Annotated in this window: 18 protein-coding genes, 1 tRNA gene and 4 pseudogenes; 12 read left to right on the top strand and 11 right to left on the bottom strand. The window is 65.7% G+C overall.

The features are described 5' to 3' along the window. Positions 1-248: 248 nt before the first annotated feature. On the bottom strand, positions 249-1,151 hold the full coding sequence (locus ACIOC1_RS20390) for a transketolase family protein (RefSeq protein WP_401856103.1): 903 nt from the start codon (positions 1,149-1,151) through the stop codon (positions 249-251). 178 nt (positions 1,152-1,329) lie between these two features. Next, on the bottom strand, positions 1,330-2,049 hold the full coding sequence (locus ACIOC1_RS20385; RefSeq protein WP_401856102.1) for a transketolase: 720 nt from the start codon (positions 2,047-2,049) through the stop codon (positions 1,330-1,332). Positions 2,050-2,109: 60 nt separating this feature from the next. On the opposite strand from ACIOC1_RS20385, the gene soxR reads away from it, so the two are divergent. Beyond that, entirely contained in the window at positions 2,110-2,658 is a 549-nt protein-coding gene (soxR, locus tag ACIOC1_RS20380) for a redox-sensitive transcriptional activator SoxR (RefSeq protein ID WP_401855846.1), read from the top strand. Positions 2,659-2,740: 82 nt separating this feature from the next. Here soxR and ACIOC1_RS20375 read toward each other — a convergent pair whose 3' ends face one another. Beyond that, on the bottom strand, positions 2,741-3,031 hold the full coding sequence (locus ACIOC1_RS20375; RefSeq protein WP_188280171.1) for a YiaA/YiaB family inner membrane protein: 291 nt from the start codon (positions 3,029-3,031) through the stop codon (positions 2,741-2,743). Positions 3,032-3,190: 159 nt separating this feature from the next. On the opposite strand from ACIOC1_RS20375, the gene ACIOC1_RS20370 reads away from it, so the two are divergent. Further along, a tRNA-Pro gene (locus ACIOC1_RS20370) sits at positions 3,191-3,264 on the top strand. Between the two features lie 344 nt (positions 3,265-3,608). Further along, entirely contained in the window at positions 3,609-3,857 is a 249-nt protein-coding gene (locus ACIOC1_RS20365; protein WP_401855843.1) for a hypothetical protein, read from the top strand. A 457-nt stretch (positions 3,858-4,314) separates the two neighbouring features. Here ACIOC1_RS20365 and ACIOC1_RS20360 read toward each other — a convergent pair whose 3' ends face one another. The 3 genes from ACIOC1_RS20360 to ACIOC1_RS20350 form a co-directional block, all read right to left on the bottom strand. Beyond that, positions 4,315-4,845, bottom strand: a complete 531-nt coding sequence (locus ACIOC1_RS20360) for a hypothetical protein (protein WP_401855841.1) — start codon at positions 4,843-4,845, stop codon at positions 4,315-4,317. Positions 4,846-5,184: 339 nt separating this feature from the next. Continuing rightward, the gene (locus ACIOC1_RS20355; protein WP_401855838.1) at positions 5,185-6,279 is read right to left on the bottom strand and encodes an IS630 family transposase; all 1,095 of its coding nucleotides are present in this window, start codon (positions 6,277-6,279) and stop codon (positions 5,185-5,187) included. 51 nt (positions 6,280-6,330) lie between these two features. Continuing rightward, positions 6,331-6,597, bottom strand: a complete 267-nt coding sequence (locus tag ACIOC1_RS20350; protein ID WP_401855835.1) for a hypothetical protein — start codon at positions 6,595-6,597, stop codon at positions 6,331-6,333. 558 nt (positions 6,598-7,155) lie between these two features. On the opposite strand from ACIOC1_RS20350, the gene ACIOC1_RS20345 reads away from it, so the two are divergent. Together ACIOC1_RS20345 and ACIOC1_RS20340 are read left to right on the top strand one after the other, a co-directional pair. Further along, positions 7,156-8,022, top strand: coding sequence for a class I SAM-dependent methyltransferase (locus ACIOC1_RS20345; RefSeq protein WP_401855832.1), 867 nt, complete (start codon positions 7,156-7,158; stop codon positions 8,020-8,022). A gap of 185 nt (positions 8,023-8,207) precedes the next feature. Continuing rightward, positions 8,208-8,546 carry a hypothetical protein gene (locus ACIOC1_RS20340; protein WP_401855829.1) on the top strand — a complete coding sequence of 113 codons (339 nt, stop codon included), beginning with the start codon at positions 8,208-8,210 and terminating at the stop codon, positions 8,544-8,546. A 119-nt stretch (positions 8,547-8,665) separates the two neighbouring features. On the opposite strand, the gene ACIOC1_RS20335 is transcribed toward ACIOC1_RS20340, so the two are convergent. Both ACIOC1_RS20335 and ACIOC1_RS20330 read right to left on the bottom strand, forming a co-directional pair. Next, positions 8,666-9,010 (bottom strand): hypothetical protein, encoded by a 345-nt coding sequence (locus ACIOC1_RS20335; RefSeq protein WP_401855826.1) that lies wholly within the window; start codon positions 9,008-9,010, stop codon positions 8,666-8,668. 5 nt (positions 9,011-9,015) lie between these two features. Next, entirely contained in the window at positions 9,016-15,273 is a 6,258-nt protein-coding gene (locus tag ACIOC1_RS20330; RefSeq protein WP_401855824.1) for an RHS repeat-associated core domain-containing protein, read from the bottom strand. A gap of 542 nt (positions 15,274-15,815) precedes the next feature. Between ACIOC1_RS20330 and ACIOC1_RS20325 the strand changes: the two are divergent. The 4 genes and pseudogenes from ACIOC1_RS20325 to ACIOC1_RS20310 form a co-directional block, all read left to right on the top strand. Next, positions 15,816-16,271: pseudogene (locus ACIOC1_RS20325) on the top strand (DUF4265 domain-containing protein); the annotation flags it as partial. Continuing rightward, positions 16,207-16,674: pseudogene (locus ACIOC1_RS20320) on the top strand (Mu transposase domain-containing protein); the annotation flags it as partial. The pseudogenes ACIOC1_RS20325 and ACIOC1_RS20320, both read left to right, overlap by 65 nt. A 186-nt stretch (positions 16,675-16,860) precedes the next feature. Further along, positions 16,861-17,562, top strand: a pseudogene (gene istB / locus ACIOC1_RS20315) (IS21-like element helper ATPase IstB); the annotation flags it as partial. 79 nt (positions 17,563-17,641) lie between these two features. Continuing rightward, entirely contained in the window at positions 17,642-18,223 is a 582-nt protein-coding gene (locus tag ACIOC1_RS20310) for a suppressor of fused domain protein (protein ID WP_401855821.1), read from the top strand. A 146-nt stretch (positions 18,224-18,369) separates the two neighbouring features. Here the strand turns inward: ACIOC1_RS20310 and ACIOC1_RS20305 are convergent, their stop codons facing one another. Further along, complete coding sequence (locus ACIOC1_RS20305) at positions 18,370-18,774, bottom strand: DUF6896 domain-containing protein (protein WP_401855818.1); 405 nt, start codon at positions 18,772-18,774, stop codon at positions 18,370-18,372. A gap of 1,666 nt (positions 18,775-20,440) precedes the next feature. Continuing rightward, positions 20,441-21,683, bottom strand: a pseudogene (locus ACIOC1_RS20300) (IS701 family transposase). 125 nt (positions 21,684-21,808) lie between these two features. Here ACIOC1_RS20300 and ACIOC1_RS20295 point away from each other — a divergent pair. The 3 genes from ACIOC1_RS20295 (at position 21,809) to ACIOC1_RS20285 (ending at position 23,297) form a co-directional block, all read left to right on the top strand. Further along, positions 21,809-22,213 (top strand): hypothetical protein, encoded by a 405-nt coding sequence (locus ACIOC1_RS20295; RefSeq protein WP_401855815.1) that lies wholly within the window; start codon positions 21,809-21,811, stop codon positions 22,211-22,213. A gap of 251 nt (positions 22,214-22,464) precedes the next feature. Beyond that, the gene (locus tag ACIOC1_RS20290; RefSeq protein WP_401855812.1) at positions 22,465-22,872 is read left to right on the top strand and encodes a hypothetical protein; all 408 of its coding nucleotides are present in this window, start codon (positions 22,465-22,467) and stop codon (positions 22,870-22,872) included. Between the two features lie 122 nt (positions 22,873-22,994). Beyond that, entirely contained in the window at positions 22,995-23,297 is a 303-nt protein-coding gene (locus ACIOC1_RS20285; protein ID WP_401855809.1) for a hypothetical protein, read from the top strand. 1,021 nt (positions 23,298-24,318) lie between these two features. On the opposite strand, the gene ACIOC1_RS20280 is transcribed toward ACIOC1_RS20285, so the two are convergent. Further along, positions 24,319-24,720, bottom strand: a 402-nt coding sequence (locus ACIOC1_RS20280; protein WP_401855807.1) for an RHS repeat-associated core domain-containing protein, incomplete at its 5' end; no start/stop codon positions are given.

Raw genomic sequence — 24,720 nt, 5'->3', positions numbered from 1 at the left:
GGGAGCCGGGAGCCAGAGCCGGAGCCTGGCCCGGGACCGAGGCCGGGCGCGTACGGGCACCGAGGCTTTCCCGACCGCGGCCGGGGCGGTACGGGGCCCCGAACTTTCCGACCGCGGCCGGGGTCAACGGCCCTCAGCTCCAGGCATTCGGACCGCGCCCCCGGCCTTGCCGCCCGCGCCCCGGTCGTACGGTTCCGGCCTCGGCCCGCATGCGGGCGGTGCCGCCCTCCGCCACGCCCCCTCGCGGGTCAGACCCGCAGGAACGCGTCGATCCGGGTCCGTAGCGACCGCGCGTCCAGGCCGTGCCCGGCCACGTGCTCCTGCCAGGTGCCGTAATGGCGCAGTTCGGCGCGGCGGGTGCCGAGCGCGAGCACGCGGTGCGGGACGTCGGCCAGCGCCTCGGCGGCGTGCGCCGAGGACGTACCGGTGAGGTAGGGCTCCACGACGACGAGGTCGGCCGCATCGGTCCGAGCGGTCGCCTCCCGTACGGTCGCCGCGTCGAACGGCCGGACCGTCGAGGCGTACAGCACCGTCACATCGCGCCCGGCCGTCGCGTCGAGGACGGCGTCCAGCATGGGCCCGACGGCCAGGACGACCCCGGCGCGCCCTTCGCGCAGCACCTGGAAGCGGCCGGGCGAGACGGGTCGCGGCGCCACGTTCGAGTGATCGCTGAGCCGTACGTAGACGCGGCTGTCGCCGTCCGCCGCCGCGTGCCGCAGCAGCGCGTCGGCCTCGTCGGGGTGCCCCGGCACATGGACGGTCCAGCCGTCGAGCGTGTCGAGCAGCGCGACGTCGCCCGGCGCCTGATGCGTACGCCCGCCCGCGGCGACGTCGTACGAGGCCCCCGCGCTGACCAGGACCGCGCCCACGCCCTGGTGCCCGATGTCGAGCTTGACCTGCTCGAAGGCCCGCTCGGTCAGGAAGCTCGCGAAGGTGTGCGCGATCGGCCGCAGCCCGGCGAGCGCCAGTCCGCCCGTCGCGCCGACCAGCAACTGCTCCCTGATCCCGACGTCGATCACCCGGTCGGGGTGGGCGCGGGCGGCGTCGCTGAAGCGGTCCGAAGAGATCACGGCGAGGACGACGGCCAGCCGCGGATCGGAGTCGAGCAGTTCGGTGGTGACGGCGGCGAACCGCTCCCGCATGGTGTCCATGGAATCCCCAGTCATGTCGTTTCTTCGCCTGCCCTCAGTCGCGGCCTCGGTCGCGGTCTCGGCCTGTCCTCGGCCTCGGTCTCCGCCTCGGCCTCGGCGTCGGTCGCGGTCTCGGCCGCTGTCGCTCGGGTGGCGACGTTCGGGTGACGTCGCTTGTCGTCGTTCGTGGACCCGGCGGTCACTTCGGCTCGACGCGGGCGACCACGGCGTGCGGCCGTCCCGGATGCGGCGCGGTGAACGCCTCGTACAGAGCGGCGTGGTCCCGGCCGTCCACGGTCACCGCGGACCAGCCCTCGGCGGCGAACCGCGAGGCCAGCCCGCCGGGCCAGCCGTACGTGGCCGAGGCGTTGTCGACCGCGACGACATGGAGCCGGTCGAGGCCGACCGCCCCCGCGTACTGCACGGCCTCGTGATTGCTGCCCTCGTCCATCTCGGCGTCGCCCACGAGCACCCATACCGCCGGTTCGTCCAGCCCCTGGGCCCGCAGCCCCAGCGCGCTGCCCACCCCCAGACCGAGCCCGTGCCCGAGCGACCCGGAACCGATCTCGACGCCCGGTACGAGCGTGCGGTCCGGGTGGTGGCCGAGCGGGGAGTCGTACGTCCCGAAACCGGCCAGCCACTCGTACGGGATGAAGCCCTTGGCGGCGAGAACGGCGTAGTACGCCATCGGGCCGTGGCCCTTCGACAGCAGGAAGCGGTCCCGGTCCGGGGCGTCGGCGCTCTCGGGCCCGACCCGCAGTACCCGGTCGTACAGCACCCACAGGACGTCGAGGGTGGATGTGGCGGCGGTGTCGTGCTTCTCGTCGCCGGTCATCCGTGACATCAGGTGGCGCAGGTCGTCGTACTCGTAGCGCTCGGGCTCTTCTGAGTGGCCGGACGGCCCGGTGCGGTGCGTCATCGTCATGGGACGACCTTGCAACTTCAAGCCGACTTGAAGTCAAGCGTATGCTGGGCCGATGTGACCCTCTCCACCCGTGACCTGCTGCCCATCGGCGAGCTTTCGGCCCGCAGCGGCATCGCCGCCTCCGCGCTGCGCTATTACGAGGACCTCGGGCTGATCCACTCCGAGCGCACCTCGGGCGGCCAGCGCCGCTACCGCCGCTCCACGCTGCGCCGGCTCGCCTTCATCCGCGCCGCCCAGCGGATCGGGCTCTCGCTCGACGAGGTCGGCGCGTCCCTCGCCCGGCTCCCCGTCGACCACGTCCCCACCACCGCCGAATGGAACGGCGTGGCCCGGTCCTGGGAGCAGCGCATCGACGACCAGATCGCCGAGCTGCGACGCCTCAAGGCCAAGCTGACCAGCTGCGTCGGGTGCGGCTGCCTCTCCCTGACGCGCTGCGGTCTCTACAACGTCGACGACGCGGCGGGGGCGGCGGGCCCCGGAGCCCGCTATCTGCTGGGCGACACGCCTCCCGAAACGGCTTCCCCGCCCCCTCCTTCTGCCGCGTCCTCTCCGTCTTCCGCGCCCTCCCCGTGCGACGCGTCCGACGCCCCCGTTACGCCCTGAGGGCCCCCGCCGGGGCGATCCCCGTGGAGGCCCCCGACCGTCGGAAGTCCCGCACCCGCACGCGTCACGCGCGGGCCGCCGACTAGATGCCCTCCATCTTGAAGGGGTCGTGCTCCGCGAGCAGCTTGTCGAGCCGCGCCTGGTCCACCCGGCTCACGACCTGCCCGACCTCCTGCCGGTCCCGCACCACCTTCGCCAGCGTGAACGCCGCCGTCACCACATACAGCAGTCCCAGCCCCAGAAACGCCCGCTCCCATCCCCCCACCGGCAGATACGCCACCCCGACCACCATGGCCCCCAGCGCCACCGCGAACGAGATCGCCGCCTGCGCCGCATACGCCGCCGTCGTCTCCTGCTGAATCGGTTTCGTCATGCCCCGACCTTCCCCCCGCCCCGCCCCGCCCCACATGAGTACCCCTACTCAACTCCCCCCGCCCCGGCCCCCACCCCCTCTGCGCACAAACACCCCCCGAGGTGCGGTATCGTTCTCGTGCACGGTCACCCGGGGCCACCACCCCGACCGACCAAGCACCGGGACGTGGCGCAGCTTGGTAGCGCACTTGACTGGGGGTCAAGGGGTCGCAGGTTCAAATCCTGTCGTCCCGACGGTGTTTTTGCAGGTCAAAGCCTGTTTCCACGATGTGGAGGCAGGCTTTTGGCGCGTAGATTGTCCGTTTCGAATGTGAGAGGTTGTGAGAGCCGATTGCGGATGCCCGTATCTCCGCAGGTCAGGGGGGTCGGGTGTGCGCGAATCACGTGACTCGTGTCATCGAGCGCCGATCGTTGTCCAGTCGCCTCGGCGTCAAGACAACGGCCGGGGCCACGCTCGTCGCCGAAAGACGCGGGACCGCGTGCAGCACCCCTGTCTGGCGCAGACCCCCAAGTCCTGCCGCACCTGCGGGGCGCTGCCGCTGCTACTCCACCGCTCGGCGGGCGGTAGGCAACTGCTCGTGCTCGTCGAGCCTGAGCTGGTCGTCGACAGCGACGCCACCAGCGATGGCGAACGGCTGGCGAAGGCTGTGCTCGCGACGAAGAGCATTCTCCTGTTCCTCAACCTGAAAGGCACCGAGGAGTCGCTCGTCCACTTCGCAGGCGCGCAGGAGATGACACGGGTCCGGACGGTCAGTGCGGCGAGGCGATCGCGCGCCCCGGCAAGATGGGCGTTCTGCCGACGCGAGATGAGGAATTGCAGCAGTTGATCGACTTGCGGAAACGGTGTCGCGCACCTCGCCGGCTCTGCGTCTGACGAGGGCTTCGACTGCTTGAAGGAGTTCGCCCGCACGACGAGCACCTTGCTGCCGCACCTCGCGAAGTCCGCTGCCGAGTACTGGGACCGGTTCGAGGTCAGCCCGCGAGGGCACCTGCCCGTCTCCTGTTCCACCGCGAACAGCGCGCCGCTCAGCTCGAGCAGCGATGCAGGGCCGGTTGAATGCAGCACGTCCGTGCCCGCCTTCTGCCAGCGCTGCACCGAGCGCACGATGACCAGAACTCCTTGGCACTGTCCGCGGTGGAGACTCGCGCCGGGAACCGCTCGGCGGCCTCCAACCGGATCCGCACACGCAACGTTTGCCGCTCAGAGCGTCTCCGTCCTTGCGAATTCCTCATAGACACGGCATGCCACACCAGTCAGCTCCCAGCGACATCCCACCTACAGCCTCAGGACTGGAAGGGTTGGCTGCGTCCACCCACGCGCCTTGTCGGGAGAATCCGGAGGGCCATGAGGGTGCCGTTGTCACGGAAGGACACGGGCCCCCAGCCGTGCGCTGTGGTTCCGGTCGGCCATGCGCTGCGTTGTTCGTAGGCGAGGCGGCGGTACTCCTCTACTCGCCCTGCCTCCAGGAGCTTGTATAGCGACGACGCGATTCCGGAGAACGCCTCGACTCGCTGTCCATCGAGCCGGAAGACCTGGTCGGTGCCGACGAAGAGCTCTCCGTCGATCTCGTGGTGGGCGTCCCGGACGTTGGCCGCGCCCGCGCAGGTGCGCTCCAGGTAGCGCTGACGGCCCTGTACGGCGGTCAGGTAGCGGCCGATCTCCTGGCCGACTCCGGCCCAGGCGAGTTGTCCGGCGGCGCCGGCAGCCGCCAGTACCTGGGCGAACCAGCCCAGTTCGTTGCCCGGCACGAGGAAGGCATTGTGCCAGCGGTCTCGGGGATCGGCGTCCGGGCCGGGGACGCGGATGGTGTCCACGTACTTCAGGCTGCGTTTCAGCCGGCGGTCGATGTCGGTGCTGTCGTCGACGTCGAGGTGCGCCTTCCGCAGGAGTGCGCTGCCGGGGGCCTGAGTCCACCAGCTACAGCACCGATTGTAAGTCCGCCGGCACCCGCTTTCGCTCAGGCAACCAGCAGCAGCTCCCGCGTAACCACCCATGATTCCGATCGTTGCGCCCGCCGCACATCCTGTGGTGGCGCCTGCAACGCCGCCGAATCCACCATCCTGAACTCCGTCGTGAATAGCAGCCCTTACATGGCTCATAAAGCTAGTGCCGCATCAGGCAATGTTTGCCCTGTCGACGACGGCGCGTAGGCGCTAGTCGTCGGCGTGGCGGTTTCGCCAGATGATGTAGCGGCGGATGATGCTGCCCTGTTCTTTGTGGGTGGCGTGGTCGGTGCCGTCGAGGGTGAAGTAGAGCAGGGCGGTGAACTGGGCCTCGATGCGGTTGAGCCAGGAACTGTTGGTCGGGGTATAGGCGATCTCGACGTTGTTCATGGCGGCCCAGTCGCCGACGCGCTGGCACCGCTTCGTGGTCAGGTGCGGGGAGAAGTTGTCACACACGATCGCGATCCGTACCGATGACGGGTAGAGCGTGCGCAGGTAGCGGCAGAACTCCAGGAACTGGGTTCGCTTCTTCACCGGTTTGGCGTGGCCGTAGAGCTTGTCCCTGCCCAGGCCCAGGGCTGCGAACAGGTGCCGCACCCCGTCATAGCGGTTGCAGGTCGCCCGCCGCCTGCGGCGTGGTTCCCGGTCGGGGTCCTTGTTCTTTCCGCCGCATTCGGCCCACTGCCGGCCGGGGTGGGGCATGAGGTTAAGCGGTCCGAACTCGTCCATGCTGAGGATGACTTCGGGCTCGCCTTCCTCGGGTATGACTTCCCCGTCGGCGATCGCGTAGAGGTGCTCGACCCGCGCTTTCCTGGTCGCGTAGTCGGGGTCGCGGGAGGTTTTCCAGGTCTTCAGGCGTTGAAAGGAGACGCCTTCCTCGCGGAGCAGGATGCGCAGGCCCTCGTGGCTGATGTCGTCGACCACCCCCTCGGCGACCAGGAAGTCCGCCAGCTTGCTCAGAGTCCAGGTCGAGAACGGCAGGTCGTGCTCGGTCGGCTTGGACTTGGCGATCTTCTTGATCTCGCGGCGCTCGGAAAGTGTGAACGTCTTGGGCCGGCCACCGTTGTACTTCGGATACAGCGAGTCGAAGCCGTCGGTGTTGAAGTTGTGGATCACGTCGCGAACCCGGTCGTCGCTGGTGAACGTCACCTCGGCGATCTTTGCCACGAGCATGCCCTGTGCGGACAGCAGCACCATCTGCGCCCGCCGCCAGGTCACCACCGACCCGGTGCCCCTGCGGATGATCCGCAGCAGCCGTCGGCCCTCGTCATCATCAATCTCACGAATTCGTACCCGCTCAGCCATGCGCACAGCCTGCCGGCGCCGTGGACCCTGGCTGCCGCTTTCCCGGCCGTGTCACACCACTCGGCGTTTCCTCAGCTCAGCGAGCCAACCCCGTGCTTGCTCATCGTCGTGCAGGTAGCCGCCGCCCTCATCCGCGGGCAGGTCCATTCCGCACAGGAGGTTCAGCGCCCACCACGAGATGTCGTCCCAAGCAAGCCGGTCGTCGGCCACCCACCGCGAAGCCCAACGGTCAGCCTCATCCCTCGTCAGCCGACCCTCGACGAGCGACGCGAGGCGATCCTCAACCTCATCAAGTGTCGGCTGGTGCCCGGCATCCATGTCCTCACCCTACTGCCAGGGCAAACGTTGCCGGTCGCGGCACTAGTTCGGCGGCGACGCAGTCCGACACGATGTGCAGGCCCTTACTGGCGCAGGCATCCAGCGCCGCGAGGGGCAATCCGGGCGGCTTTTGAGGCCCTCACCGTCGAACGTCTCGCTCTCCTGGTTGACGAACTCCTGACGCGGCGACATGAGCCCGGTGCGCATCAGAGCCTGCGCGGCTTCGCGCAGGAGCAGAGCGCTCGGCGCGGCGGTGGCCATTTCCGACATCCATACAGCCTTCCTAGGGCCGACTTTCCGTTCAAGTGCCCTCGTGAACGCCGATACGTCAGCATCGAAGCCACATCGCACAGGCACAAACCTGACCTGGGCCCCTGGTCGGGCGATCGGCGCACGGCGCACACATGCACGGCCCAACGCGGGGGAGTTGCTGGAGGTTGGCTCACCGGTTCGGTAACCGTCGTCTGTTGGGAGGCCGTAGGGTCTTGCTCCGTGAGGCGACTTGAGATCTCGGATCTGATCACTGCGGTGGACTCGCGGAGCGGTGGCCGGGTTCCGGTGCGGCGTGCCGAGGTGATTCGGCGGCTCAGGGAGAGTGGAGATGAGCCCACGGCCAGGATCGTCGCCGGGCTGCCTGCGGATCAGGACGGCGTACTCGACCCGCACGCCGTGGATAGTCTGCTCATCACCGTGCACACCGAACTCCAGCGGTTGAGCGAGGAACTGCGGATCGGCGAGCGCCTGGTCTATGTGCTCGGCCCGCTCTTCACCGCGATCCGGGCGACTTCCGGGTGGCCCGGCCCGTACCGCCTGGTCGACATCGGATGCGGACTGGGCTATCTGGTGCGCTGGCTGGCGGCCACCGACGCGCTCGGCGCGGACGTGGAACTGGTCGGAGCCGACCTCGATGCCGCCCTGGTCGGCGAAGCGAGCCGCCTGGCGCGTGCGGAGGCGCTCAACTGCCGGTTCGTTCACGCGGACGCGTTCGCGCTGCCGAAAGCGGCGACCGTCTACGTCTCGACCGGTGTGCTGCATCATTTCCGTGGTCCGGCTCTGGACAGGTTCTTCCAGACCCAGGCCGCCTCTCCTGCGGCTGCCTTCTGCCACTTCGATATCGCCGCGACCCGCCTTGCGCCCATCGGCGCCTGGATCTTCCACCGGGCCCGGATGCGCCACCCGCTGGGCCGCCACGACGGCGTCGTGTCCGCACAGCGCGCACACAGCGACGAGACGCTCCTGCGCGCCGCCGACGTACCTGGCATCCGGCCCCTGCTGTACGAGCCGCAACGCTTGGCGAATCCGTTCTGCACGACGGTGCGTCCGGTCATCGGGGTGCGCCCGCCGCTGGAGGCGCCGTTCCGGCTGGCCCTCGGCCGGGCCGCCCGTCACATGGTCGGCCCGGAGTACCTTGCCCAGGCACCTTGATGACGCCCGACCTACCGCTGGCGCTCCTTGGCCTGGTGGACGCGGTGTTCAGTGGCTTCCGGGCCTACGCGGGCCGTGATGCCCGCATCCGCAAACGCCGGGCCAACGCCCGAGCCGCCCTACGCGGGCTGGCCGTCGGGAGCGTCCTTCTGCTGGCTCCCGCACTGACGGCTACCCTCGTCCTCATGACTGCGGCGGACCGAAACCGCTCGTACGACAACCTGACCGCCGGGGGCCTCGGCTACCTGCTCCCGCTCACCGGCTACGCCGCCATCGTGTTCCTCTCGCTCGCCGCGTACTTCGTCCTGCCGTTCCGGGCCAGCACACTCGCGATGGTCGTCGGCCTCGGCCCGCTGACCCTGGTGCGCCCGCTCGCACTCGCCGTCGCGTGCGCGGGAGCGGTTCTCAACGGCGGTGGGAGGACCGCACTGCTGGTCGGGACGATCGCCAGTGCCGCCGTGCTGTGCGTCGAACCCGTCGTTCACCGTCGCTGGTACTGCCGCGTGCGGACAGCAGCTGAGTGAGCAGTCGACTCCCCGCTGATGCTGTTCGGGAACACGAACAGTCGACACAGTGACAGAAGCGCTGACTGGTCGGGTGGACGAAGGTTCCTTACACCTTCGTCCACCCGACCAGTTTTACATCACACAGCAAGAAGCATGGCTGCGAAGAAGGCAGCCAAGCCGCTGAAGAACACCGCAGCCGCGCAGGTATTCCACTTCTCACGGCGGGGGATGTCTTTGCCGTGGACGTACCAGGCCGTGGCGACACCGGCGACGTAGGGCAGGACTGCTGCGGCGATCATGACGCAGCCCCAGACAGCGGAGCCACCGTTAGGGGCGCTGACCCGGCCCATGGCCGCGAGTATCTGCTGCGATCCGTTCAACGCCAGTGGCAGCGTAGCGAGGAGCGCGGGCAGAATCGCCAGACCTAGGACGATGAGGCGCTGCGCCACGTCTTCCCCACCCTCTGCGATCAGTTTCCTCACTGCTTTCACCACACCCCATAAAGCGACGTATAAAAAGATATATTAATCGCAAACAGTCCCCACATGCTTTTTGCGAAAACGTTGGTGTTCAGCCATGCGCACGGGCCGCTCCGATTACACCAGGTGTTATTCGGCCCGCTGGCCTTTACGGTCATGCGTAGTGTCCCGTACTTCTTGCCGAAATGGAACTCGATCTTCTTTCCGGCCCCCTCTACGTGCCCGGGTAGAGACGTGAACTGCCAGTATGTCTTGCCTATCGCCGTGACGCGGACGGGACCCTTGCCGTAGGCGAGATTGCAACGCTCGCCTTTACTCAGGGTAGCGCCGCATCCGCTGAGCGGGAACACCCAGAAATGGTGGCGTATCCAATTGAAGACCGTTTTTGCGGAACTCCAGTAGAAGCCCAGGGAGTAGGTGGACGAGTAGGAATAGGCTCCGCTTAGGTCCGTGCAAGACACGGGATTTCCGCGACAGTATTCGTAGGCGTTGTCGTTGCCGCCGTAGACTGGGTCGGTCTGCAGGAAGCGTCCGGTGGACGGGTCGTACAGACGGATGCCCATCAAAGTGACGCCACTGAGGGTGTCGCTGTTGCGCTGATGGCTGCCTAGCCAGCCGTATGCGGTGGCGACGGTATCGCTCATCGGGTTGCCGTATTCGTCGTACCGCTGAACTGTGGGTGCTGAAGTTGCACTGAGAGGCAGTTGGACTGCGATGTCGGTATGAAGATTGGAAAACTGCAGTACGACACCTCCGCCGGATGTTGCGGTTGCGCCCAGTCCGCCTGCCGCGTCCCCGCTCGCGCGGGTGACCTCTCCGGTCGACGACTTCGTCCAGGAAGGGCTGTCGCAGCTGCATCCGTAATGGGAGATTGTGGTTGTACCCGCGGCCCAGGTGCCGTCGGTCTGCTGAGTCTTCGCAGTGCTGACAGCAAGTCGGCTGGCGGCGTCCAAGGTCCACTCGGTGCGCCGGGCGCCTACCGTCTCGGTGCTGACCAGATCGTTCGTGTAGTAGGTCCAGGCGGCTGAGCCAGCCGAGAGAGTGCGGCCGAACGTGTCGTACTTACGTCCCTGGGTCAGCAGGCGGTCACCGCCGTCGTAGTTATATGCCACTGTGCTGGTGGTTGCGTCGTCCGTGTTGGCGACGCAATTGTCGGCGGTCGTGGTCAGTCCGGTGCGATTGCTGTTCACGTCGAAGGTGTAGGTCCGGCTGGTGCACCCGTTGGCGGTGGCGTCGGCTGCCTTGATCAGATGTCCGGATGTGTCGTATGAGTAAGTGGTGCTGATGGTGGAGCCGTCGGTCTCGGTGTGGCCGACCAACTGCCCGTTCGCTGAGACGGCTGCTACATCGGAAAGGATCACGGTCCCCTGCGAGTCCGTGTACTGCCGGTCGGTTTCATTGCCCGCCGGGTCTGTTCCGACAGCGAGGTGGTAGCCCCCGGGGAGCGACTCGCCGATTACGTTCCCGTCAGCGTCGTAACTCGCGGTGTATACGCCGACTCCGACGTCGCTGACAGTCTTTATCAGTCCTGCGGTGTTGTATGTGAAGGCGCGGTCAGATGGAGCCGAGTCGGTCACTTGGACGGGCCGGTCCAGCGCGTCGTAGCTTGTCTTGGTGATGTTGCCTGCGCCATCGTCGTAAGAGGTCTGTCGGCCGAGTACGTCGTAGCGATAGGCGATGGTCTGGTCGCTAGAACTCTGACTGGAGAGCTGTCCTGTGCTCGCGTCGTAGGCGATCCGGATGTCGGAAACTTGCATTCCGGTGCCGCCTGTGATCGCGGTCCTGATGGTGCGTCCCGCGGCGTCGGTTGTGGTGGTGACGGCCCTAGTTACGCCGTTCGCAGTTTCCGCTTTGGTGGCTACCTGTCCCCACTGGTCGTAGGTGAGGATGGTGCTGACGAGTTCTGGATTGTCTCCATCCCCGGCCACCTTGCCTGCGGGTGCCGTACGGCATAGCATCCCCGCCCATTCGGGCTTGCCACCGCATGTGCCTGAGCCGTCCGCCGTGTAGTACGTGTACTTCAGCGTGCCCGCGTCAGATCCGTTGGATGCGGGCATGCGGGTTGTCGTGATTTTCCCGGCGGTGTCGTAGGTCGCATATGTCACTGCCCCGCTGGTTCCGTGGCCGGCGCTGATCGGCTGGCCACTGGTCCAGTCGTAGGTGGTGGTTGTCGTTTGTGGGTCTGCGTCGCTCGGGTAGTAACTGACCGACGCGCCGATGGTCGTGGTCGTCGCCAGCCCGGACACGGAGGCATCGTTCGGCCGGCCTTCGTCGTAAACGTATGACGTGTGCTGTCGCGCGGCCACGGTAGAGCCGACGGTAAGGGTGGGATGCGTTCCGTCACCGGCCAACTCCTTCACCAAGGTGGTCTGGTGCAAGGGGCCGTAAACGTCAGTTATTCGCAGTCCGTCCGCGGAGTACGAGGTCTGTACGGAGAGGAGGTCCGCCCGTGTAGAGGAGGGCTGCTCGGCCAGCCCAAGAGCTGTAAGTTCCGCGTCCGCGCCGGAAGCCGTACCAAGCGCCAAGGCGCGGTTTCCGGGGGTCAGTTCACGGACTACCGACCCTTGTGAGTTGTACTGCGTGACGCTGATGCCGCCGCCCGGCGACGCGGTGTTCGTCTCGTCTCCGTTGGCGTTGATGTAGGTGATGGTTGCCCGGCTGTAGTCCGCACTACGGAGATCGCCACCCGTGTGAGAGGCCGGAACGCTGTCGGCGGGGAAAATCGCTGTGGCGTCCGTGGGTGGTTGGTCCTGCGCCCACGTGGACACGGTGTCCTTGTCCATGGCGTGCGGTGCGGCGATACCCGCTGTCGGCACGTCGTAGACGACGGAGGTTACCGCGCTGCCGGAGACTTCGCTGTCCGAACCAGTCAAGAGCGCGGGCCGGGAGGCGGTCAGCAGCATGCCATCTCCCGCTGTCGGAACGGAGCCAGACTTGCCGTAGCTGAAGGTCCAGGGTAGTTCGCCCCCCTCGCTGAGCGACGCGACCCTTCCGGCGGAGTCGTAGGTGTAGGCGGTCTTCAGCGACGTACCCAGGCGTGGATCCCACACCTCTCGGAGACGCCCCACACTGTCGTACGCGTACGACGAGACAGGCACGGCGCTAGAGCTCGCAGCACTGGGGGCCGTTCTCCACAGCTGCAGAACCCGCACCTGTCCCTTGTAATCGCCGAGGTTGCCTGCGGTGGCGGTGGTGGTGTCCGCGTAGACGAACTCAAGGACACGACAGCCCTTGGTCGACGGGGCCGCCTGGCATGTGGCGGCAGGCAGGGCCTCGGTGGGTGAGATCACGTACTTCGGTCTGGCCAGTGAGGCACTGCCGTATGGCACCACCTCGGAGGCGATCGTGGCCTGAGAGTCACTCACAGCCGCCGCCGTCGAAGCCAGAGGCCACGTGGTGGCTGTGTCGCCCGCCCTTTTGAACACACTCACATCATTGGTTTCTGTGTCTTTGAGGGTGAACGACTGTCCCGTGAGGGAGCCGGTCAACGCCATCGATTCCTGCCCCGGTTCGGAGGTCCAGCCCCCTGACGAGGTCGCGGTAAAGGCCAAGGACGAACCGTCAGCACCGAGCACCTCGACCGACGTAGTGGAAGTCTTGCGCAGTTGAGTGTAGGCAGCCGAGCCGTCAGAGGTGACGGACGCCGTCCAACTCGGGCCGAAGATCGTAGCCTGCCCCTCGTGATTCGTGTCATTGGGACGCGAGGAGAAGGTTCGGGCTATGGAAACCGCGAACGCCGTGGTATCCGGTTCAGTAAGGGTAAAACTCCCCGTCAGAAGATTCACCTCACCGGGACCTGCCTCGCCTGCAGGAGCGGTGCCAGCGTCGCGGTCAACAGTCACTGTGTTCCACGGGGAGTTGTCACTCGTAGTGCCATCGGTGAAGACCGCCCGCACGTCCACCACGCCGTCCTCCACCAGAGTGCTGGTGATATCCCAGGTCAGTGCGGCAGGAATCCCGCCCGGGGCATTGAGCGGCCACGAACTGAGTGTGGCACCGCTGATGGCGACAGTAACGTCTGACGTGGGCACGTTGTGCCAGGTCGTGTCGGCCTCTCCCCGCCGGTACTGATAGGTGACTCCGGTCTCGGACGGCTTGCCCTGGCCGGTCAGCGTCACACGCCGAGCCGGTGTATCCCCGTCGGCTGGAGCCAGCAGAGCGGCGCCGGAACCGGCGTAGAAGACGAAGTAGGCGCCGGAAGCGGTATTGCCCGCCTTGTCGTGGGTCTTGGCGATCAGCGTGTGCTTGCCCGCTCTGAACGTCAGCGACTTCGTGAACTTGGCACCCGTCGTTGAAGTGTGATTCCACGCCTCCGCGTCCAAATGCCAAGCTATTTCGCCCACATCCGTGCTCGGTGGGGTGAAGGTGAAGGAGCCGGTGAAGTTCCCCTTGGAGTCCGGGGTTCCCGACCACACGTTCGAAGGGAAGTCGCTGGACGAGACCGTAGTGTTGGCCGGTGCCCTGGTGTCGATGATCAGGGACTTGGCCGCCGTCCACGCGGAATAGTCGCGGCCGTCGTACGCCCTGACCTTCCAGGTGTACGAGCCGTCCGCCAGAGCCGTGGACACCTTCCACGTACCAGCAGTGCCGGAGTTGACGAACGCCGAACTCCCCGAAGCCTTGACGGTGGTACCCGACAGCACCTGGTAGTCAAGACGCACGGTGTCACTGTTGGCGTCGGTGGCCTTCGCCGACAGCGTCGGAGTCGCACTGGCCGCGTAACCGTCGGTCGCCGTCGGCGAGGCCGCCAGCGAAGTCGGCGTGGTGGGCGGGGTGTTGTACGTGATCGACAGTGACGCGGCGCTGGAGAACCGCTTGAACTGGACCTCGTTGGTCTCACTGCTGGCGACCAGCACGAAGCAGATGGTCTGCCAGTGGTTCGCGGCGGCGTTGGTGACCTGGTTCATGAAACTGAACGTCCCCGACGGGCTGGACGTACACGCCGGACCGAAGTTCACCGAGCTCTGCTGGGCGACCTTCCCCGGCGCGTTGGCCCACGTGGTGGAGGCGTCGAAGACATTCGTGGACCACGCCTGGACACCGTAGGACGTGGTGCCGCACGACGCGGAATAGCTCTCCGTCATCTTCATGTCGGCGCTCAGCACCGTGCCACCCCAGATCGCCGAGGGAATGCTGACGCGGTAGTAGGTCCGCTCGATTCCCTTCGGTGAGGAAAACCCCTGGTACCCGACACCGTTGCCGTTCGATGGGCTGGAGTCGTAGTTCGACGTGTTCGGATACGCCTGCTGTACCTCGTTCCAGTGCAGGCGGCTGCCACTGGCCGGGTGCGGCACATAGGCGGGGTCGATGTAGACCGGGAAGACGGTGCTCTTCGCCGTCAACAGCCCACGGTCGGGCGTCAGATGGAGCTTGCGGTCCTTCAACGTGGTCTTCACCGCCGCATGGTGGGCGTGCGAACCCGGCCCCTGGGCGGTGGAACGGGTGCCCGCGCGGGGCTTCGCCTTGTCCGCCTGCGCGGGCGCGAGCCCGGCGGTGCTGTTCCCGCCGCCCGCCGCAGCGGGCTCGGTACTGGTCGCGGAGTCCCACATCACCGGCGCCGGAGAGTTCACCAACAGACGGCCGGTGCCGTCGGTCACCGTCAGATTCCCGCCCGCGTCCGTCGCCGCGATGACGCCGTTGCTGGTCGACACGCTCTGCACCAGATCCGACAGCCCCGGGCCGGAGGCCGCCTCGGCGGACTTGACCACCAGCGTCTCCTCCACCCCGCCCTTCAGCGAAGCGGTCAACTCAAGGTCCACGTCCTTCAGCACGTTCGCGTACGTCGCCTTCGCACCGGACAGCACCGGCATCGGCAACGCCGTCGGCCACGTCAGCGACAGGTTCTTGCCGTCGACCGTCAACGAAGCCAACGGCCCCGAACCACCGCCGGACAGCACCAGATCCGTCTCGGCCGCCACCGGCACGACACTGCCATCGGCCCGCAACCGGAGCGTGGGGTCCAGATCCACCCACGAGCCGCCGCGCTGGGTCCACTTCGGCTCCGCGAACGCGGTGTACGTCACCGTTCCGTCGGCGTTCACGAACGTCTGCGAAGCATCCGTACGCTCACTCAACGCCTCGATCCGCCGACCCTGCAACCGTGCCATCAGCCGCGCCGACAGCACATCCCGCGCCTCCGCCACCCCGTACGACGGCGCCGACGCGACGGTCCCTTCCCGCTCCGACCGAGGAGCGGCGAACGCCATACCTGAGTCCGCCACCGTCGCCGTCTCAACGGCCAGCGTCAACACCGCCAGCACCGACACGCGCCGCAACCAACGCGGCACCGGTCTCCCCGGACCGCCCGACCCCGAACGCCGAGCGTCCCCCCAGAACATCCCCACGACCCCTCCCTCATCAGACCCGAGCCGCGAAGTCGCCTCCACACCCGGAAAACTGAAGGATCTTCACACATTCGCCACACGTAAGGGAAGGACTCAAAAGAACTGACCAAGTGGAGTAAAAGCGATGTCATGCAACGGTCAGATGGATCACTGAATCAATCGAATCGGAAGAACGGTTGAAGTCGTCATCAATCGGTACTTACTTCACAGATGAATGCGGCATATCGTATCTCAAACATGTTACAAAGCGACCAACGTCACAGATGGCGAGGTCGCTCGAAGCCCATGCGCTCGTGGTCTCTGCACTATTTAGAGGGCGGTTCGTGAGTTTGGTGCTCGGTCGGTTACTGCTCCTGGCGAAGCTGCCAGCTTCGCCTTCGAAGGGCGTTCACGAGTGGATCTGACCAGTGCCGCCGCGCGGCGTTGAAGATCGTTCCCCGTGTGCGAAGTGATCCTTCCCCACTGTGGTCGTAACTGTGGATGATGATGTCGTGACGAGCGTCAGGGATGATCATGTGAAGGTTCATTTCCGGCTGGAGGCGGACGAGGACGGCTGGCCGCCGGTAGGCGTGGAGAGTCTGTGGGCGGTGGACCTGGGCGACGGGACCGTGTGCGTGGACAACACTCCGTGGTTCGTGCGCGGGGTCGCCAGCGACGATGTCCTCCGGGTGGAGGTAGATGAAGAGGGTCTCCGCTGGGCCGGGGAGACCGTGCGGGCCTCGGAGAACTGCACCATCAGGTTGATCGTGTTGAGGGAAGGTGGCTCGTGTACTGCGCGGCAGACTGTGCTGGAGGCGTTCCATCGCCTCGGCACCACTGGCGAGGGGGTCGAGCAGTTTCGGATGGTGGCTCTCGATGTTCCACCGGACGCTGAGTTGCCTCGGATTCGGGAGCTCTTGGAGCATGAGGAGGCCAAGGGGTGGTGGCATTGGGAGGAGGGGTGCGTCACTGCCGCGTGGCGGGCCACGCCGCAACCACTTCGTCCCCGTCCCCGAGGTGTCCTCGCTCGCAGAGCTGAACGAGATGGTCGAGCGGTGGGACAGGCAGGACGATGCCCGCCGGATCGGCTCCAGGTCCCGGACCATCGCCGAGGACTTCGCGCTCGAACGATCGCTGCTGATGCCGTTGCCGGAGGAGCCGTTCGAGACCGGGCGGCTGTTCACGCCGCGAGTCGACCGCTACGGCCAGATCCCGGTCCGCACGAACCGCTACTCGCTCCCCATCCGGCTGATCGGCAAACGGGTTAGGGTCATCCTCCACGCCTCTCACCTGGTGGTTTACGACCAGAACGTGGAGGTGGCCCGGCACGAGCGGCTGATCGCCAAAGGCGCTGTTCGCCTTGAACCGGACCAATACCTGGAGGTCCTGGTCCGCAAGCCTGGCGCCTTCCCCGGCTCGACCGCTCTCGCACAGGCCCGTTCGGCCGGCAGGTTCACCCCGGTCCACGACGCCTGGTGGGCCCAGGCCATGAAGATCCACGGCGAGCGGGACGGAACCCGCGCGTTCAACGAGTTCTCCGACATCGCCGACCGGGCGATCAAGGACCAGATGACCTACCGCGGCTTCCTCGCCGAACTGCTGATGACCGAATGCGACGACCGGGCGCGCCGCCGGTCGGAGAGGCGGATCAAGGCAGCCGGCTTCCCGCGGGAGAAGTCCCTGCGGTCCTTCGACTTCGACGCCAACCCGAACATCGACCCGGCCACCGTCCACACCCTCGCCAGCTGCGAATGGATCAAGAAGAGCCAGCCGCTCTGCCTCATCGGCGACTCCGGCACCGGCAAGTCCCACATGCTCATCGCGCTGGGCACCGAGGCCGCGATGAAGGGCTACCGCGTCCGCTACACGCTCGCCACAAAGCTGGTCAACGAGCTGGTCGAGGCCGCCGACGAGAAGCAGCTGAACAAAACCATCGCCCGCTACGGCCGCGTCGATCTCCTTTGCATCGATGAACTCGGCTATATGGAACTTGGCCGACACGGCGCCGAGCTCCTCTTCCAGGTCCTGACCGAACGCGAGGAGAAGAACAGCGTGGCCATCGCCTCCAACGAGTCGTTCGGCGGCTGGACCAAGACGTTCACCGACCCACGGCTCTGCGCGGCCATCGTCGACCGGCTCACGTTCAACGGCACCATCATCGAGACCGGCACCGACTCCTACCGCCTCGCCAGCACCCGAGCCCGAGCTGAGGAACCGGTCAAGGCCAGCTGAACCAGCCAAGTCCGCCCCGCCGCAGGCGGGGCGGACTCACAGCCAGGACATCTGGGCCAGCCGTGAGATCCTCTCCGTCATGTTCGAGAGCGAGCGCAACCAGCGGGCGATAGCAGGCGTCGAGGCCCACGTTCGCGAGTTCTTCACCGGCCACATGATCACGGTCAGCGACTACGACCTGGGACCTGGACGAAGGGAATTGGTTCCCGACCTGCGGATCCTCACCGTCAGCCCAGGACCGCGCGGCGACAGTTGGGCCTACATCACCGCCGGCTGCTGGTCCACGGTTGAGACGGACGGCTACGGCCTCGAATTCGTCCTCACCGCTCCCGTCAGCGACCAACGCTTTGCTGAGCTCCTGGCCATGAGCGCCTACTACCATGCCGATCACCACCTCGATGTCGAGCACAACCTGCCCATCAGGGAGCCGTGGCTGCCCGGGTCCCACTGCGACCACCTGCTGATCAGCCTCCCCTACCTCCACGGACCTGACCTCGAGCAGTGCCCACTACCGGACGGCCATGCCCGCATCCTCTGGGCCCTGCCGGTCACCGCAGCCGAGATGGCATACCGCCGTGAGCACGGCCACGAAGCCCTTGAACAGCTCTTCGACGAGCACGGGATCCTCCCGACCGATCCAAGGCGTCCATCCGTCGTCTGACCTAGCGAGCTTCAGAGAAGCAAGAGGCAGCCGCGGAGTCCTCCAGTGCCGTCAAAACTCGTCGCCATGTCGAGGCACAGTGATCACCGACTGCCGCCCAAAGCCATCGACAATCGCTGTCCGTTTTCATCAGCGAAGCCAAGCGATCAGCTGGCGACACTGAACCACCCCGGTCGCACCTCGGTCAGAAGCGGTTGAAGGGACCGCACGGCAGCCCGCAGGTCCTGATCCGTGACGTCAAGAGGCTCAGGCAGGCTCAGCCCGTACCAGCGCAGCCGCCAGAGGTCGAAGATCTCGCTCCCGTCGGGTGCGAAGTCGACATCGACCTCGATGCCGTCGTCACTGACGAAGCGGCACCCGGCCCCATGAACCGAGTAGGAGTAGGTGCCCACCCGCCCACTCCGGTTGATGATCCGGTGCGAACGGACCAGGCCGAAAACATCTGCGAGTCGCTCAAGCGAAGGGATCGCCGCCCTCATGGCCGCGTCCACCGCGTTCAGAGCGTCGACGTAACCAAGCACGAGCCCTCGCGCATCCCCAACCCGTTCCATACGACGTCATTCCCCTGAGCCCGTGGTTGAAGGGGATTGTTCCATGGGCCGCCAGCGTCTCCGCAGGACGGCATTCTGAAACGATCAGTAAGTCTTCCGCCCGCGGGCGCACGGCCAGCACCGTCGGTGGTCAAGCACCTCGTGCGGGTCGTCCCAGCGCGAACAGGCCTGCCATCACCCGACGCCCCCACGGACGGCATCACAAGACGGCACACCGGAGCCGCGCGCCCGGTGTCGCAAGAATCCCCGAACTGCCCCTCACCGTTGGGCGCACGGCGGTGGGGCTGCGGGGGGCGACGGGGGAGGGCAGCTCGGGCGGGGTTGTGACGTCGTGTCGGCCGGGACGCTGTCCACTGCCACGGGGACATGCCACGGGCCGCTGACCTCCCAGGCTTTTCCTGTGACAACGTCGATTTCATACCGGTGCGGCACCGCGGCACCAGAGGATGGGGAATCAGATGGCTGATAGCGGAATGAGCCATTCCTTCTCGGGGTGAGCGTGGGAACACTCAGCTTCGGATGGCCGGAATGTTCTCTTCCTGCTTCGGCTTCCGTGCCTGCCCCCCGTTCCAGTTTCCGGCTCTCCGTGGAGGCATGCGGGTGGGCGCTCGTGCATCCCGCCAGTGAAAATAGAGCGGCGCTCAAGATCACCCCGAAGCGGGTTAATCGCGGAGAATCAGCTTCCGCTTCACGTCGGCCGAAGATCTTTTTAGTCTCGTCCTCGCGCCTTAATTCCACCGTCCGAAATGCGCTCGCGTTAAACATGTGGCCTACCGATGCGTCTATTTGCGTGAGTGAATTTCATTAATGCGCGACCAAGAAACTCTCAAGAGAGTTCCAGAAGGGACGCACACGTGAAGAGAATGAAGATGAGGGTCGGAATACTGACCGCGGCCGTAGCCGCCGCACTGGGCGGCGCCGCGCCCGCTTCCCTTGCGGAGACGCCCTCGAACCATTCGGCGAGTGAACTGCGCTGGATAGGCCGCGATCCGGCACAGCCGGTGCCTGCGGGGAGGGCGGCGACGTACAGTGTCGACACTGCTCGGGGCACGATCACGTTCACAGGCTATCGCGATCGGGCCATCGGCGGAGCGACCGGTAAGACTGCCGGACGCACGGGCGTCGTGCCCTTCACCACCAACGTGCGGAACCCTCCCGCAGTCGGAGACGTGATTCTCCAGGCCCCTGTGCCCTACGCCTTGTACGGCTTCTATGGGCGGGGCAGAAATACGACGCTGAGGGCTGGCACTCCCGGACCGGCGTCACCTCGGGAAACTGGACAACTCAGGTGACCTACTTCGAAGAGGTCAGCCATAACGGCCCCAAGAGCACACCGAAACTGGCACCGAACTCGACGGCCAGCTTCGACAGCGGACTCGCGCAGGTCACGACGGTTCGAATCTTCTGATCACGGGTCAGAATCACATTCCAAGGCGGCGGAGTAAACGCGCCACACACTCCGCCGCCCTCGGCACAGAAGACCCCACCATGGCGACTCCGTCCCATGAGGTGCAACGTCTGTTCGGCACCGTGTGAGGGCCGGAACCCGTACGCCGGTTTCGGAACAGGAGGGCGGTATCGGCCACTTCGTGACGGGATCAGGGCGGCGCCGTGGGCGTACCTGTCAGGCGGAGATATAGCCTAGTACTCCAGCGGTATATCGTGATCATGCTGGGGCTGCGGCTTGTCGTTGGTAGTGGCTTGCTTGGGATCGTGCCTGGTGGCGGCGTCGCCAGTGGGACCAGCGGAGCCTGTGGGCGGAGTCGTGGACGTGTCGGGCCACGAGGGCGATGAACAGGTGCGCGATCTCGTTGCAGGTGAGCGGGATCAGTGTGTCTGGGGCGGGACCGCGTGCGTGTTCCTCGGCACGGACAACGGCGAGGAAGGCGTGGGCGAGCATTGCGAGGGTGACCCAGCGGGACCAGGACGCGTAGCGGCGGACCTGGTGCTCGTCCAGTCCGGCCAGCCCCTTTCCGGACTGGAATGTCTCCTCGACCCGCCACCGTGATCCCGCGACCCGAACGAGTTTCGCCAGGGGCACCGGCTTGGGTGAGTAGCAGCGGTAGTAGGCGAGTTCGCCAGTGGTGCGGTTGCGGCGGATCAGCAGGTGGCGGCGCCCGGGAGCGCCGCTGAGCAGGTCGATGTGGGCCCAGTCGTAGAAGCGTTGCCCTTTGGCGCCGATTCCGGCGGACAGCTTCTGCCAGGCTCGCTTGGGGAGCTTCTTGGCCAGGGTGTCCGCGCGGAGCTTCCCGGCCCTGGTGGTGACCTCGTGAGTGCGGGCCACCGCCAGTACGTATCCGATGCCGCCGTGTTGCTCCAGGGCGGTTCGCAGTTTCGGGTTGCCGCCATAGACCTCGTCGCCGGCGACCCAGGGGGCGTGGTGGCCGGAGTTCAAAAACCGGGCGATCATGCGGGCTGCCAGTTCGGGCTTGGTCGCGAACGCGGTGTCCGGGTCGAGCCCGGCGGCATGGCAGCGGTCGGGCTGGTCGGTCCACGAACGCGGGACGTAGAGCTCCCAGTCCACCGCGGCATGTCCGTGCTTTCCCGAGTAGATCAGGTAGACGGCGACTTGGGAGTTCTCGATCCGGCCGGCGGTGCCGGTGTGCTGGCGCTGGACGCCGACGGTGTGGCTGCCCTTCTTCACGTCACCGGTCTCGTCGACCACCAGGACCGCCTGGTCGTCGTGGAGATGCTCGACCACGTGGTCGCGCAGGTCGTCGCGGACCGCGTCGGCGTCCCATTTCGCGCGGTTCAGCAGGTGCTGCATGGCGTCGGGGGTCAGGTCCCCGGCCCACTCGGCGATAGTCCAGCAGTTCTTTGCGCGGCAGGTCCGCGAGCAGGCCGAGCACGAGCGACCGTATGCGGCGGCGGGGTTCGACCCGCGTGAACCGGCCCGCGATCCGCCTCATCAAGGCGTCGAATGATGCCTGTCAGCGGGCAGGGTCTACGCTGTGACCGGCGGCCACCGCATGATCGTTTGTCTCCACACACCGATGATCAACGGCAGCCGCTTCCATCGTGGAAGACGGGGAGCATGGTGCAGGTCGCCGGGATCGACATCTATGTGAACCATCCCGTGCTGCACCTGGGGGCGACCGAGTGGGTTCCGGTCTCGCTCGCCCTGGGGGCCGCCCCTGCAGCCAGCTGCGAGACGCACGTGGCGGTGCGGGTCCGCGCCCAGAGGGGACTCATCAAAGTACGTCTCTTCACGCAGCCGCAGGAGCCGGGGAGCGAAGGGCCCGACGAGGCATTCACCACGGTCTTCGACGGCTCGCTCCTGCTGCCCGACGGCCGCGTAGCCGTCGGCGACATCGAGCAACTGACTCGCTTGGTCCACCGGATCGGCGACCGCGGAGAGTTCAACGTGCGCGTCGCAGTCGACTCGCCCGGGCTGAACGCCACGGCCATCGATGTCACGATCACCGAGCCGAGCGGCTGATCCTGGGAGATCAGCCAACCCAGTACACGCAGGCCAGGCGGCAGCAGGTCACTCCCAGCGACAAGATCACGATCTACCGCTGGAGTACTAGGTCCCAGATCATGGGAGTTCCGGGCACGGAGAACAGCATCCAAGGAGGTAAAATCAGCACCTTCTACCAGAACACTCCAGTTCGGCACGGTCAACGTTATCTCGTAAAAGTCATCAATGTGAAGTTGCCGCACGGGCTTCACTGATTATGGAGATTAGATGTGAGCAGAGTCCTCAAAAGAATCACGATGACGCCAGAGTGCAGGCAGATCATGGTCCGCGATTTCGGCACTTCAGATGCGCCCGAATGGGAGACGGGTGATGAGCCGTTGGTGTGGCTTCCCGGGAGTTTTATGATTGGCACAGTCGACGATACGGATGGGGATGTGACAGTTGAAGTCAGACTCGGTGCTGCCGATACGCCAGGTGCGAGAACAATTTTCGACGGAATTTTCTCGTGCACTTCTGGAATTGTGAGTATTATGACCCCAACGGAGTATGACAACGAAACCCTGCGGCTGCCCAGGGCTGGTGACTGGAAGATGCGTATCGCCGTCAAGGGAGCCGAGCGGCCTGACTATGTAGCGATCATCTTTGATGATAAGGAATGGTCGACTGCATTGAAATGACGCTGGCAACTTGTCACTGCTCTTTCGCGCTCCTGGTGCCAGCCTTTGACGAATCTTCACGTCGTCCGACCCAGACGTTTCTCTGCCACATGGAAGTTAGGCGGAGGAAAAAAGAAGAGGCGATGGACATGAGCACCCCTGATCGCCACGACGACTGTCACCCCGGCCTGGGGCCAGATAGCAGTCGAGGACTTCGGGAATTCAGAAACACCCTGGAGGAGTCCGACAAGGGCCGCTACGCCCGGCGCATGATCGAACTGTGGGGAGGCTTCTCAGCTCTGGCCGCCGATCTCAAGGAGGGGCCCGCCGCGAACCTGCTGTCCGAGTGGATCTCCGCCGGGAAAGAGCCCGGGCGCATCTACCAGGACCGCAAGTACCTCACGCTCGCCGACGCCCGCCCCGTAAGAAGGGTGCTAAAAACGTGACGGGCTGTCGGGAGCCGCAGCCGTACCTGGACCAGCAGTTGGGCCAGGGAGGCCCCGTCGACGGTGAAAATTCGGCCGTGGGAGTCGATGCTGATCCCGGATGTGCTGGAGCGGGCCCCCCACGAGGTGCCGTCGGTGGTGATTACGTCGTTCAGGGCCCACCGGGCAGGAAGGACGACTTTGGGGTCCAGGATGTCCACCTGCTACCGGCAGGAGTTCGGCTGGACCCCGGCCGCCTCGCTGGGCAGCGGTATCGGCTCCTTTCTTTCCGTTTCCTTGGAAAATTAGAAATACGGAAGCGATCGTTGCGGCAATGATGAAGATCACCATCCGACACGCCATGTTTCGTTCGGATTTCACCATTTCGCACCCTGCGGATAGGGTTGGTCCAGGGTCAGAAAGTAGACGGCAGTCTAGTTGGCCGTGTGCCACAGAGTATCCCTGTGGCGCACGGCCAGTATCCCTAGCTATCCGACTATGAAGAAGGAAAGCCAATCGATTTCAGGAGAAGTCTCCTTTCTCATCCGTATGAGATAATGTCGGCGTTGTACTCGGCGGTTGCGACACCAACGCCGCAACTACCCACCAATGCTGCACCAGTCCCTACCGGGCCGTAGAGGCGGGCGTATTCAACGATGCCACTCTCTGATGCGGCGCCGATTCCTGCGAGGCAACCCTCTGCATATCCAGCGATCTCGCCCACCTTATCTACGGCATCACCGAAGGAGCTCAGCGAAAGGGATTAATCTTTATGCCCCCGCCCGCCCATGAACAAATAGAGAGCCAGGAACACCAGGATTGCGGTCCCGGCTCCGAGTACGCCGGGCCAGCCGCCTACAGCGCTCACTGCCCTCCTCGCCTGCGTCGCATGTAGTCACGCATGCCGGTCCCTTGTGCCCACATTCCGAAGCCCGCCACTGCCGCGACCGCGATGATGACGATGACCAGTACCACACCGTGCATCGCATACTCCTTGCTGTGAGTGGCGCCGGGGCAATCTCGCCCCGGCGCCGACCATTATTTACAGGAAGCTCTTAGCCACGTCGACCACGTCTTTGACGTTTCCTAGGAAATCGATTGCTCCTGCAGCGCCGCTTCCTTGCTCCCCGCCATATTCCTCAAGGATGTCGAGGCCGACGTTGGTGGCGCATCCGCCGGCGAAAGCACCTACTGCTCCATATCCTGTTTCGGACGCTCCGGTGTACAGGCCGACTACAGCGCTCTGCGCACCGCCCTTGAGGCATGACAGTCCGTACTCGGACAGTGATTCGTTTCCTGTGGGGTCGGTGTTGTTGATGGGGTCGTCGCCTGCGTAGGCGTAGCGGTTGCCCTGGGCGGGGTCGGCGAGGAAGGAGTGTGCATCCTGGCTGGTGAAGCGGCCGGTGGTGGGGTTGTACCAGCGCTGGCCGTATTTGATCCAGCC

The sequence above is a fragment of the Streptomyces sp. NPDC088197 genome (assembly GCF_044741185.1).
Lineage (GTDB): Bacteria > Actinomycetota > Actinomycetes > Streptomycetales > Streptomycetaceae > Actinacidiphila.
This window is presented reverse-complemented; position numbering and strand designations above follow the sequence as displayed.

Excerpts from the sequence above, each read along its gene's own strand:
- ACIOC1_RS20390 (WP_401856103.1), bottom strand. The coding sequence starts at position 1,151 with ATGGACACCATGCGGGAGCGGTTCGCCGCCGTCACCACCGAACTGCTC.
- ACIOC1_RS20385 (WP_401856102.1), bottom strand. The coding sequence starts at position 2,049 with ATGACGCACCGCACCGGGCCGTCCGGCCACTCAGAAGAGCCCGAGCGC.
- ACIOC1_RS20375 (WP_188280171.1), bottom strand. The coding sequence starts at position 3,031 with ATGACGAAACCGATTCAGCAGGAGACGACGGCGGCGTATGCGGCGCAG.
- ACIOC1_RS20355 (WP_401855838.1), bottom strand. The coding sequence starts at position 6,279 with ATGGCTGAGCGGGTACGAATTCGTGAGATTGATGATGACGAGGGCCGA.
- ACIOC1_RS20350 (WP_401855835.1), bottom strand. The coding sequence starts at position 6,597 with ATGGATGCCGGGCACCAGCCGACACTTGATGAGGTTGAGGATCGCCTC.
- ACIOC1_RS20340 (WP_401855829.1), top strand. The coding sequence starts at position 8,208 with ATGACTGCGGCGGACCGAAACCGCTCGTACGACAACCTGACCGCCGGG.
- ACIOC1_RS20310 (WP_401855821.1), top strand. The coding sequence starts at position 17,642 with ATGTTCGAGAGCGAGCGCAACCAGCGGGCGATAGCAGGCGTCGAGGCC.
- ACIOC1_RS20305 (WP_401855818.1), bottom strand. The coding sequence starts at position 18,774 with ATGGAACGGGTTGGGGATGCGCGAGGGCTCGTGCTTGGTTACGTCGAC.
- ACIOC1_RS20295 (WP_401855815.1), top strand. The coding sequence starts at position 21,809 with ATGGTGCAGGTCGCCGGGATCGACATCTATGTGAACCATCCCGTGCTG.
- ACIOC1_RS20285 (WP_401855809.1), top strand. The coding sequence starts at position 22,995 with ATGGACATGAGCACCCCTGATCGCCACGACGACTGTCACCCCGGCCTG.